General features: G+C 59.9%; 17 protein-coding genes. 9 read left to right on the plus strand and 8 right to left on the minus strand.

All coding sequences use genetic code 11. The features are described 5' to 3' along the window. The 3 genes from F8N44_RS31650 to F8N44_RS07545 form a co-directional block, all read left to right on the plus strand. A partial coding sequence (locus tag F8N44_RS31650; protein WP_224794748.1) for an ABC transporter permease subunit occupies positions 1-348 on the plus strand: 348 nt, incomplete at its 5' end. Positions 349-361: 13 nt separating this feature from the next. Next, entirely contained in the window at positions 362-1,234 is an 873-nt protein-coding gene (cysW, locus tag F8N44_RS07540) for a sulfate ABC transporter permease subunit CysW (protein ID WP_007917679.1), read from the plus strand. A 3-nt stretch (positions 1,235-1,237) separates the two neighbouring features. Next, positions 1,238-2,227, plus strand: coding sequence for a sulfate/molybdate ABC transporter ATP-binding protein (locus F8N44_RS07545; protein ID WP_016987602.1), 990 nt, complete (start codon positions 1,238-1,240; stop codon positions 2,225-2,227). Positions 2,228-2,314: 87 nt separating this feature from the next. Here F8N44_RS07545 and F8N44_RS07550 read toward each other — a convergent pair whose 3' ends face one another. Next, positions 2,315-2,842: a DUF962 domain-containing protein gene (locus F8N44_RS07550; RefSeq protein WP_150649884.1), complete on the minus strand. Its 528-nt coding sequence runs from the start codon at positions 2,840-2,842 to the stop codon at positions 2,315-2,317. Positions 2,843-2,926: 84 nt separating this feature from the next. Here F8N44_RS07550 and F8N44_RS07555 point away from each other — a divergent pair, with 84 nt between their 5' ends. Next, positions 2,927-3,604, plus strand: a complete 678-nt coding sequence (locus F8N44_RS07555; protein WP_150649885.1) for a Crp/Fnr family transcriptional regulator — start codon at positions 2,927-2,929, stop codon at positions 3,602-3,604. Between the two features lie 126 nt (positions 3,605-3,730). Here the strand turns inward: F8N44_RS07555 and uraH are convergent, their stop codons facing one another. Then, a complete protein-coding gene (uraH, locus tag F8N44_RS07560; protein WP_150649886.1) occupies positions 3,731-4,141 on the minus strand; it encodes a hydroxyisourate hydrolase in 411 nt (136 codons plus the stop codon). An 11-nt stretch (positions 4,142-4,152) separates the two neighbouring features. Next, entirely contained in the window at positions 4,153-4,638 is a 486-nt protein-coding gene (locus F8N44_RS07565) for a GlcG/HbpS family heme-binding protein (protein WP_150649887.1), read from the minus strand. A gap of 136 nt (positions 4,639-4,774) precedes the next feature. On the opposite strand from F8N44_RS07565, the gene F8N44_RS07570 reads away from it, so the two are divergent. Both F8N44_RS07570 and F8N44_RS07575 read left to right on the plus strand, forming a co-directional pair. Then, positions 4,775-5,455, plus strand: coding sequence for a heavy metal response regulator transcription factor (locus tag F8N44_RS07570; protein ID WP_038367211.1), 681 nt, complete (start codon positions 4,775-4,777; stop codon positions 5,453-5,455). Continuing rightward, on the plus strand, positions 5,445-6,830 hold the full coding sequence (locus F8N44_RS07575; protein WP_150649888.1) for a heavy metal sensor histidine kinase: 1,386 nt from the start codon (positions 5,445-5,447) through the stop codon (positions 6,828-6,830). Before F8N44_RS07570 ends, F8N44_RS07575 begins: the two co-directional genes overlap by 11 nt. 108 nt (positions 6,831-6,938) lie before the next feature. Here F8N44_RS07575 and F8N44_RS07580 read toward each other — a convergent pair whose 3' ends face one another. Continuing rightward, entirely contained in the window at positions 6,939-7,943 is a 1,005-nt protein-coding gene (locus tag F8N44_RS07580; RefSeq protein WP_150649889.1) for an AraC family transcriptional regulator, read from the minus strand. A gap of 100 nt (positions 7,944-8,043) precedes the next feature. Between F8N44_RS07580 and F8N44_RS07585 the strand changes: the two genes are divergently transcribed. Beyond that, on the plus strand, positions 8,044-9,114 hold the full coding sequence (locus F8N44_RS07585; RefSeq protein ID WP_150649890.1) for a fatty acid desaturase: 1,071 nt from the start codon (positions 8,044-8,046) through the stop codon (positions 9,112-9,114). A 200-nt stretch (positions 9,115-9,314) separates the two neighbouring features. Here the strand turns inward: F8N44_RS07585 and F8N44_RS07590 are convergent, their stop codons facing one another. From F8N44_RS07590 to F8N44_RS07600, 3 genes are read right to left on the minus strand one after another with little or no spacing between them, the layout of a single operon-like run. Next, complete coding sequence (locus F8N44_RS07590) at positions 9,315-10,925, minus strand: arylsulfatase (RefSeq protein WP_150649891.1); 1,611 nt, start codon at positions 10,923-10,925, stop codon at positions 9,315-9,317. Between the two features lie 14 nt (positions 10,926-10,939). Then, positions 10,940-11,755, minus strand: a complete 816-nt coding sequence (locus F8N44_RS07595; protein WP_150649892.1) for an ABC transporter ATP-binding protein — start codon at positions 11,753-11,755, stop codon at positions 10,940-10,942. After that, on the minus strand, positions 11,752-13,350 hold the full coding sequence (locus tag F8N44_RS07600; RefSeq protein WP_150649893.1) for an ABC transporter permease: 1,599 nt from the start codon (positions 13,348-13,350) through the stop codon (positions 11,752-11,754). The genes F8N44_RS07595 and F8N44_RS07600 overlap by 4 nt, the downstream gene beginning before the upstream one ends. Before the next feature lie 396 nt (positions 13,351-13,746). Between F8N44_RS07600 and F8N44_RS07605 the strand changes: the two genes are divergently transcribed. Further along, positions 13,747-14,760: an ABC transporter substrate-binding protein gene (locus F8N44_RS07605; protein ID WP_150649894.1), complete on the plus strand. Its 1,014-nt coding sequence runs from the start codon at positions 13,747-13,749 to the stop codon at positions 14,758-14,760. Positions 14,761-14,882: 122 nt separating this feature from the next. On the opposite strand, the gene F8N44_RS07610 is transcribed toward F8N44_RS07605, so the two are convergent. Continuing rightward, a complete protein-coding gene (locus tag F8N44_RS07610; protein WP_150649895.1) occupies positions 14,883-15,803 on the minus strand; it encodes a LysR family transcriptional regulator in 921 nt (306 codons plus the stop codon). A gap of 181 nt (positions 15,804-15,984) precedes the next feature. Here F8N44_RS07610 and F8N44_RS07615 point away from each other — a divergent pair, with 181 nt between their 5' ends. After that, complete coding sequence (locus tag F8N44_RS07615; RefSeq protein ID WP_150649896.1) at positions 15,985-16,893, plus strand: TauD/TfdA dioxygenase family protein; 909 nt, start codon at positions 15,985-15,987, stop codon at positions 16,891-16,893. Positions 16,894-16,901: the final 8 nt, after the last annotated feature.

Consider the following 16,901-nt stretch of genomic DNA (forward strand, 5'->3'; position numbering starts at 1 on the left):
GTGCAACCGGTGCTGGCCGACATTCCCCGTGAAGTCGAAGAAGCGGCCGCGTGCCTCGGTGCGAAACCGTTGCAGGTGTTCCGCCACATCCTGGTCCCCGCATTGCTGCCCGCCTGGCTGACCGGTTTTGCCCTGGCGTTCGCCCGTGGCGTCGGCGAGTACGGTTCGGTGATTTTCATCGCCGGCAACATGCCAATGAAAACCGAGATCCTGCCGCTGCTGATCATGGTCAAACTCGACCAATACGATTACACCGGCGCCACCGCTATCGGCGTGCTGATGCTGGTGGTTTCCTTTGTCCTGTTGCTGCTGATCAACTTGCTGCAGCGGCGCATTGAAACCCCATAAGGAGGCGCGAACAATGTCCCAATCGTCTATTGCGGCCGCCTCTTCGGCCAATGCTGCGCGCCGTGGCAGCGCCACTTCGCGCAGAATCCTGATCGGTCTTGGCTGGCTGATCTTTTTCCTGTTTCTGTTGCTGCCGCTGTTCATCGTCGTATCGCAGGGTTTGAAGAATGGCCTCGGTGCATTCTTCACCGCGATCTTTGAGCCGGACGCGCTTTCGGCACTGAAACTCACCGTGTTCGCCGTGCTGATTTCGGTGCCGCTGAACCTGGTGTTCGGCGTCAGCGCCGCCTGGTGCGTGAGCAAGTACTCGTTCCGCGGCAAGAGCATGCTGGTGACCCTGATCGACCTGCCGTTCTCGGTGTCGCCGGTGATCGCCGGTCTGGTCTACGTGCTGATGTTTGGCGCGCAAGGCCTGTTCGGGCCGTGGTTGCAGGATCACGACATCCAGATCGTCTTCGCCCTGCCGGGCATTGTGCTGGCGACGATTTTCGTCACCGTGCCGTTCGTGGCCCGCGAGCTGATTCCGCTGATGCAGGAACAAGGCACACAGGAAGAGGAAGCCGCGCGCCTGCTCGGCGCCAATGGCTGGCAGATGTTCTGGCACGTGACCGTCCCCAACATCAAATGGGGCCTGATCTATGGCGTGGTGCTGTGTACCGCGCGGGCCATGGGGGAGTTCGGTGCGGTGTCGGTGGTTTCCGGGCACATTCGCGGGGTGACCAACACCTTGCCGCTGCACGTCGAGATCCTCTACAACGAATACAACCACGTGGCCGCGTTCGCTGTGGCGAGCCTGTTGCTGATCCTGGCGCTCTTCATCCTGCTGCTCAAGCAGTGGAGCGAAAACCGTATCAACCGCCTGCGCGCCAGCGCCGCGGAGGAATAATTCATGTCGATCGAAGTGCGTAACGTCAGCAAGAATTTCAATGCCTTCAAGGCGCTGGACAACATCAGTCTGGATATCCACAGCGGTGAGCTGGTGGCGTTGCTCGGCCCGTCGGGCTGCGGCAAGACTACCCTGCTGCGGATTATCGCCGGTCTGGAAACCCCGGATAACGGCAATATCGTTTTCCACGGTGAAGACGTTTCCGGCCACGACGTGCGTGATCGCAACGTCGGTTTCGTGTTCCAGCACTACGCCTTGTTCCGCCACATGACCGTGTTCGACAACGTCGCGTTCGGCCTGCGCATGAAACCGAAAAACCAGCGCCCGAGCGAAAGCCAGATCGCGGTCAAGGTTCACGAACTGCTGAACATGGTGCAGCTGGATTGGCTGTCGGATCGTTATCCGGAGCAGTTGTCCGGTGGTCAGCGTCAGCGTATTGCGCTGGCGCGTGCCTTGGCGGTGGAGCCGAAAGTGTTGCTGCTGGATGAGCCGTTCGGCGCCCTCGATGCCAAGGTGCGTAAAGAGCTGCGCCGCTGGCTGGCGCGGTTGCACGAAGACATCAACCTGACGTCGGTCTTCGTGACCCACGACCAGGAAGAGGCGATGGAAGTTGCTGACCGCATTGTGGTGATGAACAAGGGCGTGATCGAACAGATCGGCTCACCGGGCGACGTTTATGAAAACCCGGCCAGCGACTTTGTTTATCACTTCCTCGGCGATTCGAACCGTTTGCTGTTGAGCGATGACAATCACGTGCTGTTCCGCCCGCATGAGGTGTCGTTGTCCAAGCATGAGCTGGAGGATCACCATGCGGCTGAGGTGCGTGATATCCGGCCGTTGGGCGCGACCACGCGGGTGACGTTGAAGGTTGAGGGGCAGACGGATTTGATTGAGGCCGAAGTGGTGAAAGACCACGACAGCCTGATCGGGTTGGCCAAGGGTGAGACCTTGTTCTTCAAACCCAAGGTCTGGCAGAAAGTCGCCAGCCTCTAAAATCAAAAGATCGCAGCCTGCGGCAGCTCCTACAGGGAAACGCATTCCAAAGTAGGAGCTGCCGCAGGCTGCGATCTTTTAAGCGGCCTAAGCCGCCGCTTTGCGATTTGGATTGACCCGCACTACCCCCGCCCGCGCCTCGATCTGCTCTTTCAATTCATGCCGCATCCCCAGCATGAACGCCAACTCGGCCACCACAAACAACGGCCCGACGATCAGCCCCGATACATCATCGACAAACGCCGGTTTGCGCCCTTCATAGTGATGTCCGACAAACTGGATCACCCAGCCGATCACAAACATCGCCAGGCCGCTGCTCAGCCAGACCATGGTGCTCTGCTGCGCCAGCACATGTCCGGCCCAGACTGACATCCCCATCAGCACCGTCATCAATACCCCGAGCTTCACTTCCAGGCGCAAGTAAAACCACGCCGAAGCCAGCGCCACGATAACGGCTGGAGATATCCACAACCCGCCCAGCGACCATTCCGGACGCGACAACAACACCGCCACGGCCACCACAATCAGCGGAATGCCGATAAAGTGGCTGGCGATATTGCGCGGATCGCGGTGGTAGGCGGCGTATTGACTGAGGTGGTCGACGAGGCTTTTCATTGTTGTTCCTCCGGTAGGGTTGATCGCATCATCCCTCGGGATCAGGGTTCGCTCTGTCAGGCAGGCGACAATCCAGGAGTGTTTATGCAAATTCGTTCACGGCTGATGAGTGGCCAATGGTTCAGTCATCTTCCGGTGTCCTTTCAGGATAGTCTGCTCGCGGCGGCCCGGGAGCGACGGCTGACGGCAGGGCAGCGCTTGTTTCAGCGTGGTGATGCGCCGTGCGGCTTATACGCAGTACTCGACGGCGCGGTGCGCATCGGTGCGGTGAGTGAGCAGGGCAAAGAGGCGTTGTTGAGTCTGGTCGAGGCGCCGCACTGGTTCGGCGAAATCTGCCTGTTCGATGGTCAGCCGCGCACCCATGACGCCTACGCAGTCGGGCCGTGCACGCTGCTGAATATTCCGCAGGCGACGTTGCTGAAACTGCTCGACGAACACCCAGTGTACTGGCGACATCTGGCGCTGCTGATGAGCCACAAACTACGCCTGACCTTCATCAACCTCGAACAACTGAGCCTGCTGCCAGCGCCGGCGCGTCTGGCTCATCGCTTGCTGATGATTGCCGAAGGCTACGGCGAACTCGACGCGCCGCGTCGTGTACTGCAACTGCCGCAGGAGCAGTTGGCGTCGATGCTGTCGCTGTCGCGGCAGACCACCAACCAGATCCTCAAGGACTTGCAGGGGCAGGGGATTATCGGGCTTGGGTACGGCGAGATCGAAATCATTGATGCCATGCGATTGCGCGCCCTGGCGACGATCTAACGGGCACCTGAGATCCCCTGTGGAAGCGAGCCTGCTCGCGAAAGCGGTGGGTCATTCAGCCGAGATTTCGACTGAACCGACGCCTTCGCGAGCAGGCTCGCTCCCACATTTTTGATCTGTGTTGATTCAGGAACCGCGATAGGTCGAGAAGCCGTACGGGCTGAGCAGCAGTGGGATGTGGTAGTGCTGATCGGTCTGTTTTACCTCGAAGATCACCGGAATCTCCGGGAAGAACGTGTCGTGCTTGACCTTCTTGAAGTACTCGCCGGTCTTGAACACCACGCGGTATTCACCCGCTTCAAAAGGCTGTTTGGCCGGGAACAGTTCGGCAATCCGCCCTTGTTCATTGGTTGTGCCTTGAGCCAGGGGCTGCCAGTTTTCGCCGACGTGTTTTTCCAGGGTCACGTTAATGCCCGGCGACGGCAGGCCGTTTTCCAGGTTAAGCACGTGCACGCTCAACGGATTACCGGCAGCCAGTGCCAGGCTTGAAAAAGCGCTCAGGCCGAGCGCGGCGAGGGTCATGCGCATAGTCGTCATGGATGCATCTCCTATTGGGAACGGGTAGTGGCCAGACCGGTTTTCCCGGCAGCCTTGATCGCACAGTTTTCGTCTTGCTCGCCGCCACCGGAACCTGCCACGCCCATCGCTCCCACCAGTTCAGTGCCGAGGAACAGCGGGATCCCGCCGCCAAGCAACAGCAACTCATCAAGGGTGTTGAGGTTGGCGGTTTCCGGGTTGCTGCGAGCACGTTCGGCGAACAACCGGGTGGCGGTTTTGGTCGACAGCGCGGTATACGCCTTGCGTTGGCTGGCGACGGTGTTGTGCGGACCGACACCGTCGCCGCGCAGGGTCACCAACAGATTGCCGCCCCGATCGAGCACCGACACCGTGCCGGTGCAGTTGGCCATTGCCGTGTCGGCGAGCAGCCGTGCAGTTTTCAGGTCGAGATCAGCGTGACGTGGCAGCTCAGGACTGGCGACAGCAACGCCACTGAGGCCGATCATCAGGCTTGCAACGAAGTATTTAACGGTCATGGACAGCCTCCAAAAGCGAAGGTCGTCACCTTAATCGCCGGCCTTCGTCAGAACCTCGTCAGTCTGATTACAAGTTTGTAATGGGCAACGCCGCCGAAGGCGCCTAGCCTGTGTGTCTGAATAATCGAGGTGTGCCATGCGTTTGCTGGTCGTAGAAGATGAAGCCAAAACCGCGAATTTCCTCGCCAAAGGCCTGGGCGAGTCGGGTTTTGCCGTGGACGTGGCGCTCAATGGCCTCGATGGGCGCTACTTTATCGAGCAGCAGGAATATGACCTGATCATCCTCGACGTGATGCTCCCCGGCCTCAACGGTTGGCAATTGCTGCAGCTGATCCGTCAGCGCGGCGCCACGCCGGTGCTGTTCCTGACCGCCAAGGACGCCATTGAAGACCGTGTGCGCGGTCTCGAACTGGGCGCCGACGATTACTTGCTCAAACCCTTCGCCTTCGCCGAACTGCTCGCGCGGGTACGCACGTTGCTACGGCGCGGGCCGATGCGCGAAGCCGAGTCGTACACCATTGCCGATCTGGAAATCGATGTGCTGCGCCGCCGCGTCAGTCGCGGTGGCCAGCGCATTGCCCTAACCAACAAGGAGTTCGCCCTGCTGCAACTGCTCGCCAGTCGCCAGGGCGAAGTGCTGTCGCGCACACTGATCGCCTCGCAGGTGTGGAACCTGAATTTCGACAGCGACACCAACATGGTCGAGGTTGCAGTGCGTCGTTTGCGCTCCAAAGTCGATGATCCCTACATGCCGAAACTGATCCACACCGTGCGCGGCGTCGGTTATCAGCTGGAAGCGCCTGACGATGCGCTCTAGGTCGATCGCCTGGCGTCTGGCGCTAGCGTTCGCAATGGTTTGCGCTTTGGTGTTGAGCGCGATTGGCGTGTTTCTCTACCGTTCACTTGCGTCGGAAATCGCCTACCGCGACGACCTCGCGTTGCTTGGACGACTGGAGCAGGTGCGCGCCTTGCTCGCCGACAGCGACAGCCTCGATGCCTTGCAAGCACGGCCGCGGCTGTATCAGAACATGCTCGGTAATCTCGACAGTTTGCTGCTGGTGCGCCGCGCCGATGGATCCAGTGTGATCGCCATCAACCCGCGTCAGCGCGATCTACCGAGGCTGAACGCGATCCCCCGCGAGCAGGCGCCGCAGCGCCGCGATGTGCTGACCTGGCAGGCTGCGGATGGTGCCGAACTGGCCCTGTTATCCGGCGACGCACAAGGACCGGACGGCGAACCGCTGACGGTCATCGCCGGCAAGGTGCTGAGTGAACGCGAGCAGATGCTCGGTAGTTATCGCCTACGCCTCTACCTGTCCGTTGGACTGGGTGCGTTGCTCGCCTTTGCCCTGGGCTTGCTGTTGCTGCGCCGGGGCCTGCAACCGTTACGACAATTGAGCGAAGCAGTGCGCGGCATCGATCTGCGCAGCCTCGATCAGCGCCTACCCTCCGCCGGCACGCCCACCGAACTGCTCGAACCGGTGCAGGCACTCAACGGCATGCTGGCGCGGCTGGACGACAGCGTGCAGCGCCTCTCGCAGTTCTCCGCCGACCTCGCCCACGAGATCCGCACGCCGCTGCACACCTTGTTGGCGAGCAACGGTCAGGCGCTGAATCATCCACGCAGCACCGAGGAGTATCAGGAAGTCCTCGCCTCGAACATGGAAGAGTTTGAACGGCTCAAGCGCATGGCGGAAAACCTGATGTTCCTCGCCCGCGCCGAGCAGGCCGAGCGCGCGCTGAATCTGCAAACCCTGGACTTGCACGGCGTTGGCAGTGAACTGTGTGATTACTTTGAAGCCTTGGCCGATGACCGCAATCTGCGGCTGGACAACCAACTGCATGGCGAACTGCGTGCCGATCAGCAATTGCTGCAACGTGCCCTCGGCAATCTGCTGGCCAATGCTGTGCGTCATGCCGATCAAGGATCGGTGATCAGTCTGCGTCGCCGCGACGAGTCGGGTGAGTGCTGGTTGCAGGTGCACAACCAAGGCCCGGCAATTGCGCAGGAGCATCTGGGCAAACTGTTCGACCGTTTCTATCGCGTCGATCCTTCACGGGCAGAGCCTGGGGACTCCGGTGGGTTGGGATTGGCGATCGTGCAATCGATCATGCAGTTGCATGGAGGGCAGGTGCGGGTGAGCAGTGGTGCTGACGGCACCGTTTTTGAGCTGGGTTTTGCGTTGAATTAAAGGGCCCCTTCGCGAGCAGGCTCGCTCCCACATTTGGAATGCGTTTCCCCCGTGGGAGCGAGCCTGCTCGCGAAGGCGCCGGATCTGACGACCCAGTGTTGGGATCAATCAGCGCAACCCATCGCGAAACTGCCCCGGCGTCAGCCCCGTCCAGCGCTTGAACGCGCGGCTGAAGCTGCTGGTGTCGGCAAACCCGAGCAAATAACTCACCTCACTCAACGAGCACTGCGGATCGCGCAGATGCAGCAACGCCAGATTCTCGCGGCTCTCGTTAAGCAACGTATCAAAGCGACAACCCTCATCCGCCAGATGCCTTTGCAGGCTGCGCAAACTCAGGTGCAACGCCTGAGCTATCCGTTCGGCGCTTGGCTCGCCTTCCGGCAATTGTTCTTCAATGGCATCGCGCACCTTGCGCTCCCAGGTCAGCGGTTTGAGCTGGGCCATGGTGCGTTTGAGCACGGCTTCGTTGTGTTCGGCGAGTTCCGGGTTGGCGTCGTCGAGGTGACTGTCAAAGTCGGCAAGGGCGAACTCCAGGCGATCCTCGGCACAACCAAAATGCACCGGTGCGCGGAAGACTTTGTGCCATTGAAGCGCATCGCTCGGTTCCGGGCGGCGCAGATAAACCGCCAGCGGCGCGTAATCGCGACCAAGACGATTGCGGCAGGTGCGCACGTAGATCGCGGTGAAGGCATCGATGGCTTCGAAGGCTGGCGCCGGATTACCTGACGGAATTTTCAGACGAAATTGGTAGCGATCATCGCCTCGGCTCAGTTCCAGTTCCAGCGCATCGCTGACCACCGGGTGATAGCGCACGATGCGTTCGAACACCTCGCGCAAACTGCCGCTGGCGACCAGCGCATAACCCAAGGCATGGAACGTGGTCGGGCTGACAAAGCGTGACACACGCAAGCCAATCGCCGGGTCGCCGCTGACCTGCACGGCGATTTCCCACAGTCGCGTGGTGCCGGACAGCGGATAGCGCGCGTTGGGGTCGTCCATCAAATTCGGGTCGAGCCCGGCCTGCAAGCACAGGGCAATGCTGTCCAGCCCCAGCGCATCGAGTTGCTTGCGCAAGGCACGGGTCCAGCTGGCGAGGGAGGTCGGTTCCTTCATGCTGATTGGCGCTTCCGGTCAACAGGTTGGCGTTCTCGGCTACCGCAATTGAAGCCTTGGCGAGGCACGATGCGAACATCATAAACCCGAGGATGGAAGCATGGACGGTACTTCTGCAAGTCCCCAGCGACACAATGCGGCCCAGCGATCAGCGCATATTCGCGAAGTGGTGCTGGCCAAAGGCGTCGAATTGCGTGAGCGCTACCCGATTCTCAAATATCAGGATGCGCTTGGGGCGGGGATTCTGGCCTTTGCCCTGATCGGGATGATTGGCTCGGCGGCGCTGTACATCAGTGGCCATATGGCGTGGTGGGTGTGCCTGTTGCTCAACGCGTTTTTCGCTTCGCTGACCCATGAGCTGGAGCATGACCTGATCCACAGCATGTATTTCCGCAAACAGCGTGTGCCGCACAATCTGATGATGGGCTTGGTGTGGCTGGCGCGGCCGAGCACGATCAATCCATGGATTCGTCGGCATCTGCACCTCAATCATCACAAGGTTTCTGGCACAGAAACCGACATGGAAGAACGCGCGATCACCAACGGCGAGCCGTGGGGCTTTGCGCGGTTGTTGATGGTCGGCGACAACATGATGTCGGCCTTCATCCGCTTGCTGCGGGCGCCGACCTGGGCGCACAAGTGGAGCATTCTGAAACGGGTTTTCAAAGTCTATGCACCGCTGGCGCTGGTGCATTGGGGCGCGTGGTACGTGTTTCTCGGTTTTCACGCAGCCAACGGCATCGCATACCTGCTGGGCTCACCGATCGAGTGGTCAGCGACGACGTTGTCGGTGATGCAGGTGATCGATATCGCCGCCGTGGTGATCATCGGCCCGAACGTGTTGCGCACGTTCTGCCTGCACTTCATCAGTTCGAACATGCATTACTACGGCGATGTCGAGCCGGGCAATGTGCTGCAGCAGTGTCAGGTGTTGAACCCTTGGTGGCTGTGGCCGTTGCAGGCGTTCTGCTTCAATTTTGGCAGCAGTCACGGGATCCATCATTTCGTGGTGAAGGAGCCGTTTTATATCCGCCAGATGACCGTGCCGGTGGCGCATAAGGTGATGCGTGAGATGGGGGTGCGGTTTAACGATTTCGGAACGTTTGGGCGGGCGAACCGGTTTGTTCGTCGGAATGAAGTTGCGGTGTCTGGGGAGGCGGTAGAGGCCTGACAAGCTGCCCTCACCCTAGCCCTCTCCCGGAGGGAGAGGGGACCGATCGGGGGATATTGGGGAACTACACCGACGTGAAAAAGTTGTGTCGAATCCATAGTCGACCAAGCTTTTTCAGGTCGATGTATAGCGAAAGACACCTCGGTCAGCTCCCTCTCCCTCAGGGAGAGGGCTGGGGTGAGGGGCTTTTGATCTTCGCCTCAATCCGGCTGAAACGGCGACTCACTGAGAATCACCCCCGTCTCCTCGACATACTGCTGCCAATGCCCGATCAACGCGCTGAGCTTCTGCGGCCGACTCAACGCCAGATCATGAATCTCCCCCGGATCACTGCTCAAATCATACAGCTGCCAGGTCGCCGGCCCCACGGGCCCGGGAATCCACACCGCTTTCCACGACCCCTGTCGAATCGCCCGGCGCCCGAACAATTCCCAACCTGTCACCGTGTGTTCGTCATGCACCTGCGCAGTCTCACCCGACAAGAACCCCAGCCACGATTTACCACGCAACGGCGCCACCGGTTTGCCGTGCCAGAGCTTACCCGGATGACGCACACCGGCCAGATCGAGAATGGTCGGCGTGACGTCCATCACCGTGCCGAAACCATGGCTGATCTGTCCTTTGAGCGGCAACTGCGGATAGTGCAACAGCGCCGGCACGCGAATTCCGCCCTCGGTGGTGAACGCCTTGAACAGGCGCGACGGTGCGGTAGCCACCTGCGCCCAGTTCGGCCCGTACCAGACATAAGAATTAGCCCGACCAATGTTGTCGAGGCTGTTGTCGTAATGCTGGCTGAGATACGTCACCAGTTCCGGACCGAATTTGGGGAACGCTTCAAGCAGCGCGCCTTCGGCACCGTTGTCAGACATGAACAGGATGAACGTATTGTCGAGCTGCCCTTGCTGGCGTAGGTAATCGACAACCCGACCGATGTTCCAGTCCATGCGCTCGACCATTGCCGCGTAGACCTCCATCGCCCGCGCGGAAATCTGCTTTTGCTCGTCGCTCAACGCGTCCCACTGCTGGGTTAACTGAATCAGCGGATGCGGCTCGACGTCCGGTTCGATCAGGCCGAGGGACTTGAGTTTTTCCAGACGCTCCAGGCGCAACACTTCGGGGCCTGCGTCATAGCGGCCACGGTATTTTTCGACAATGTCGGCCGGCGCCTGCAACGGCCAGTGCGGCGCGGAGAACGGCAGGTAGGCGAAGAACGGCCGGCTCTGGTCACGCTCCTTGAGGTACTGCAGCAACTTGTCGCCGAAGGCGTCGGAGGAATAGAAATCTTTGGGCAATTCATCGACAAACGTATCGTCCTCGATGTACAGCGCCGGAGTGGATTTCAGCAGGCCGGGCGTTTGTTCATCGTAGGTCGGTTCGAAACCGTAATGGTTGGCCGCGCCGGGCAGCAGCGAAAACGAGCGCTCGAAACCGCGCGCATGAGGCGCCAGTTCAGCCTTCAACCCCAAGTGCCATTTGCCGCTCATCAATGTTTGATAACCGGCCTCGCGCAGCAACTCCGGCAACGCCACCACGCGGTCGTTGAGGTACCCCTCATAACCCGGTTTGCCGATGAGTTCCGGGGTCAGCGTTTCCGCCATGGTGCCGATGCCGGCGATGTGGTGGTCGGTGCCGGTGAGCAACATCGAGCGGGTCGGCGAGCAGGTTGGCGCGGTATGAAAATCGGTCAGGCGCAGGCCATTGTTGGCCAGGGCATCAAGGTGCGGCGTGGCGATTTCGCCGCCGAACGCACCGATGTCGGAAAAGCCTAAGTCGTCGGCCAGAATCACCAGAAAATTGGGACGTTGCGGCATCGCAAAACTCCTGTTCAGCAGGCAATGAACGTCAGCGGCAGATCGCGGATCTGCACCGGCACGCTCGGTTGGTAGTGGTCGTCACTGGTCAGCTCGTGCAGCAGCTCTTCACGCAACTGATGGAAGTCGAAACTGCTGCGCTGGCGCGGGTGCGGCAAGGCGATGTCGACCACTTGCTTGATCCGCCCCGGACGCGGCTCCATCACCACCACGCGGTCGGCGAGGAAGATCGCTTCTTCGACGTCATGGGTGACGAGGATCGTGGTTATTTTCGCGCGGTCACGGATCGCCAACAGCTCGTCCTGCATCTGCTGACGGGTGAGTGCATCGAGCGCGCCGAAGGGTTCGTCGAGCAGCAGAATGCGCGGGCTGGCGACGAGGCCGCGAGCAATCGCCACACGCTGGGCCATGCCGCCGGAGAGCTGGTGCGGATAGGCGCGAGTGAAGTCGCGCAGGCCTACCAGATCGATGAAGTCGTTGATCCGTTGTTGCTTCTGCGCAGCGCTCAGCGGCTCGTTGACCAGACCCAGACCGATGTTGTCGGCGACGGTCAGCCACGGGAATAAACGGTGTTCCTGAAAGACGATGCCGCGCTCGCCGCCAATGCCGCTGACGGCTTTGCCGTCCACGGTAATCTGTCCGCGAAACTGCGTGTCGAGGCCGACCAGCAAACGCAGCAACGTCGACTTACCGCAGCCGCTGGAACCGACAATGGCGACGAATTCTCCTTCGGCAATGTCCAGATTGAATTCGCGAATCGCCTCCAGTTCGAAACCGTCGACGTCGAAGGATTTGCCTACGTGTTTAAAGCTGACAATCGGTGCGTTCATGCGTGTCTCCAGCGGGTCGCGCGAATTTCCAGGCGTTGGCCAATGAGGTTGAGCAGGGCGCCAGTGAGACCGACGAAAAGCATGCCGGCCATGATCAGATCCATGCGCAGCAACTGTTGTGCGCCGATCATCTGGCTGCCGATACCGCCATTGGACGGCATGAAATATTCCGCACCAATGGTGCCGAGCCAGGCGTAGATCAGGCTCAATCTGAGCCCGGCGAAAATCCCCGGCGCAGCGCCCGGCAGTACCAGTCGACGCAGGCGTTGGCCGAGGCTCAGACGCAGCACTTGTGCGGCTTCATTGAGTTGTGGCGAGAGGTTGGCGACGCTGCGTTGCGTGGCGATAAACAGTGGAAAGAACGCGGCGAGGGCGACGAACACCCACTTCGCCAGTTCGCCGAGACCGAACCACGCGGTGAGCAGCGGCACCCAGGCGAAAATGGCGATCTGGCGGAGGGCGGCGAGGGTCGGACCGAGCAGGCGTTCGCTGATGTTCGACAGACCCAGCAGCAGGCCCAAGGCAAATCCAAGACCGCCGCCGAGCAACAGGCCACCGAGTGTGCGGCCAAGACTGAGGGCCATACCACTGATCAAAGTGCCGTCGAACAGACCGTCCCATGCCGTGCTCAAAACGGCCAGCGGGCTGACCAGAATGTTGGCATCGACCCACTGCAGTTCGTTCGCCAATTGCCATAGCGCCAACAAGCCCAGCGGCAGCAGCCACGGTTGCAGACGCTGCCAGCCTTCATAGTGCGGGCCGCGACGAATTTCGGCGGTGGCCGGATGCGGCCAGTGCACCAGTTTTTTGTCCAGCAGGCCGATGCCGCGATCCATTGCCACGCCAATCAACCCGATCACCACGATGCAGACGAAAACGATGTCGAGCATGAACAGCTGGCGCGCCCAGACCATCAGGTAACCGATGCCTTCACTGGAGGCCAGCAGTTCGACTGCCAGCAATGAGGTCCACCCGGCGGCCAGTGCCAGACGCACGCCAGCCATAAACGCGGGAAGGGCAGCGGGCAATACCAGGCGACGGATCAACAGACGTGGAGGCAGACGCAGAACAGCGGCGGCTTCGCGCAGTTTTGGCTGTGCATCGCGTACGCCGACCAGAGTGTGCAGGGTCACCGGCACCACGATGGCTTTGATCAGCACCACCAGTTTCAGCACTTCGCCGATGCCGAAAAACACCATGAACAAGGGAATCCACGCCAGCGTCGGTATTTGCGAAAGCCCGGCGAAGGTCGGGAAGATCAGGCGTTCAAGACGACGACTGAATCCCAGCGCTGCACCGAGAACCGCACCCGCCGAAATCCCGGCGAGCAAACCCCAGAACAAACGTTGCAGGCTGATCCACAAATGGCTCCACAACTCGCCTTGGGACAACTCGACAGTGCTGTTCCACACCAGCGACGGCGCAGGCAGGATCTGTTCGCTCATCCACTCATTACGCGCGGCCAGCCACCACAGCGCGAACAGACTGAGCGGCAGCAGCCATGGCAACAGGCGTTGGTTCAGGCTGGGCCAGGTACGGCGACTTTTCAGCGGCGGCGCGGGTAGGGGGAGACTGAGCAAGGATTGGCGGGCCATGGGTGACCTCCGTTGTCGGGTTGGCTCAAGATCAAGATCAAAAGATCGCAGCCTTCGGCAGCTCCTACGGGGGAATGCGTCCTTGAATTGACCCCTGTAGGAGCTGCCGAAGGCTGCGATCTCTAGTGGCATTAACTAAGAGCTAATGGTTATAAATAATCTTTAATAAGTTATTTTTAGAGATAAGCAGCGCCATTTAAGGCTTCCAACCCACACGCATCCAATGCATTCGAAGAATATTTTCGATGCTGATAATGCATACGCCGCTGCAAGCCCCGTTATTGCTTGCTTAGCGTTAAAAGCTATAAAAATGTGCATTTATAGTATTTAAGCGAAGGTGTGCATTCGGCCTACTTTCGGCTCCTCAACGCCCGTCGTGATCAAGGAGCTGCACCCATGAACCTTCCCTTCAAACGCGTTTTCAGTCTGTTTGCCGTGCCTGCTCTGGCGGGCCTGCTGGCGTTCACCGCGCATGCTGACGAACTCAAGGAAATCAGGATCGCCGTGCCTGACCTGAGCGCCGGCACTCAACACAGTGGTGGGGGCGTGGTTGATGTGTTGCGCGATCAGCAGATCTTCGAAAAGGCCTTTGCCGATCAGGGCATCAAGATTCAGTGGAGTTTCTTTAAAGGTGCGGGACCGGTGATCAATGAGGCGTTTGCCAACGGTCAGGTTGATCTGGCGTATCTCGGCGACCTTGCGGCAATCATCGGCAAGTCCAACGGTCTGGATACGCGTCTGCTCAGCGCCAGCGCACGCGGCGTGAAACAGTATCTGGGCGTGGTACCGGGATCGGGGATCAAGACGTTGCAGGATCTCAAAGGCAAGCGCGTGGCGATTTTTCGTGGCACCGCGACGCAGCTATCGTTTGATGCGGCACTGGCCAGTCAGGGCCTGAGCGAGAAGGATCTGAAAGTCATCAATCTGGATTTCAACGCAGCGGTTGCAGCGTTGGCGGCCAAGCAGATCGATGCGTCCTGGGGCAGTTCCGGGTTGACGGCATTGCAGGCCAAGGGGCTGGCAGAACTGCCGCTCAACACCAAGGATCTCGGCGGCGCGGGCAGCGTGCAATCGGTGTTGGTCGGCACGGGCAAGTTTGTCGAAGCGCACCCGGAAGCGGTGGCGAAATTGCTCAAGGCGCAGCAGCAGGCTGTTGAGTGGCTGACCGAGGACAGCAACAAGGCGGCTTACGTGCAACTGGTCTCAGGTTTGGCCAGTTATCCGCCAGTGATCCTGACGCAGGATCTGCAGGATCAGAAATTGAGCGAAGTGTTCCCGTCGACACTGGATCCGGTGTTCCTTGGCAGCCTGCAGGACAAAGTGGATCTGGCGGCGCAGCAAAAGCTGATTCGCAAACCGTTCAAGGTCAACGACTGGGTGGCGCCTGAGCTGGCAGCGGCCAAGCTCTGAATCTTTAGCGCCTGCTCTGGCCTCTTCGCGAGCAGGCTCGCTCCCACAGGGTTCTTAGGTGAACACAGATTCTGCATTCACCACCGAACCACTGTGGGAGCGAGCCTGCTCGCGAAAGGGCCCTAAACGGCGACGCTGACCTCCTGCCGATCCACCGCCACCAACGTCTCGATCATCGCCCGCGCCGCCGGCGACAAGCGAAACCCGGTACGACTGACAATCCCGCAGCGCGCATTCATGCTCTCCAGGTTCTGCGGCAAATTGCGCCAGTGCAGCAACGCCAGCGAACCCTTGGCAATGTCCTCGACAAACGCCTCTTCCGTACCTACACCAATTGCATTCGATTGCAGCACCACTTTCACCAGCGCCGGAAAATGCTCGGTCTCGATGGTCGGCGAAAAGTCGATCCTGCCGCTGAGGTTTGCCAGCAATTTGCGAATGCCCGGCGGGATGCGTGTGGTTGCCAACGGGTAGTCGAACATGTCGTTGGTTGACAGGCTTTCCTTGGCCAGCAACGGATGCCCCGGCCGGCAGAAAAATACTCCGCGCTTGGGTGTCAGCGCCTGGGTCTGGAAGTTCGGATCGGATTCGAAATGACGGATGTCGGCGATGAAGAATTCGATCTCTTCACGGCTCAGGGCGCGACTGAGTTTTTCCCAGTTATCCACCTGAAAACAGGTGCGCACTTTCGGGTGCGCGTTGATGAATTGCGCCACGGCGTCCGGTACCAGTTTCACTGCTGGCGCCGGGCCGCAACCGAAGTGCACCTCGCCGGCGTCGAGCTTGGTCATCTGCGTCACTTCGGCGCTGAGCAACGCCGCGCCTTGCACCAGGCTCAAGGCGTGTTGCAGCACCACCTGGCCCTCAGGCGTGGGACGCAGATCCTTGTTGCCGCGATCCACCAGCACGCAGCCGAATTCCTGTTCCAGCCCTTGAATACTGCGGCTGAACGCCGGTTGGGTGATGCCCATCGCATCCGCCGCGCGGACAAAACTGCGGTGTTCGTTGAGGGCGATGAAGTAACGCAACTGGCGAAGATCCATATGCTTTTCCGGCATCCTAAAAATAGCTCGAAGGCATTTGCGACGAGGGTTGCTAGAGGTTTTAAATGCAAGCTCTTATTCCGTCAACGAAGCATGTGAATATCTATTAGATGTAAATGGAATATAGATAGAGCGTTGTTTCGCTGCCGCCAAACCGTAAGCAGTCGATGAGGGTCTACCCATGAGCAATGCCGCACTCGCAGTCAAACCCGCTGTCCACGCGCTGGAAATCCACCCGGTAGCTGGTCGTATCGGCGCCGAGATCCGTGGCGTGCATTTGTCCGGTGAGCTGGACGCCGCCACGATCGAAGCCATTCAACAGGCACTGGTTCAGTACAAAGTCGTGTTCTTCCGCGAACAGACCCAACTCGACGATCAGCGTCAGGAAGCGTTCGCCCATTTGCTCGGCGAACCCGTGGCGCACCCGACCGTGCCGTCGCGTGAAGGCACGCGTTATCTGCTCGAACTGGACGGCTCTGAAGGTCAGCGCGCCAACTCCTGGCACACCGACGTGACCTTCGTCGACGCCTACCCGAAAGCCTCGATCCTGCGCTCGGTGGTGGCCCCGGTATTCGGTGGCGACACCCTGTGGGCCAACACCGCGACGGCGTACAACGGCTTGCCGACCGAGCTGCGTGAGCTGGCCGACAAACTGGTCGCCGTGCACAGCAACGAATACGACTACGCCAGCGCCAAGCCGGACGTCTCGGCAGAGAAGCTTGAGCGCTATCGCAAGGTCTTCACGTCGACCGTTTACGAGACTGAGCACCCGGTGGTGCGCGTGCACCCGATCAGTGGGGAGAAGAGCTTGCTGCTCGGGCATTTCGTTAAGCGCATCAAGGGGTATTCACAGGCGGATTCGGCGCATCTGTTCGGGTTACTGCAGAGCCATGTGATCCGTCAGGAAAACACCGTGCGCTGGCGCTGGAAGGCCGGTGATGTGGCGATCTGGGATAACCGTTCGACGCAGCATTATGCGATTGATGATTACGGCACGCAGGATCGGGTGGTGCGTCGGGTGACGCTCAAGGGTGAAGTGCCGGTGGGCGCGAATGGGCAGCGCAGTCAAACCATCAAAGGTCGTGACTGAAGATCAAC

It is taken from the genome of Pseudomonas fluorescens, assembly GCF_902497745.1.
GTDB classification, from domain to species: Bacteria; Pseudomonadota; Gammaproteobacteria; order Pseudomonadales; family Pseudomonadaceae; genus Aquipseudomonas; species Aquipseudomonas fluorescens_BM.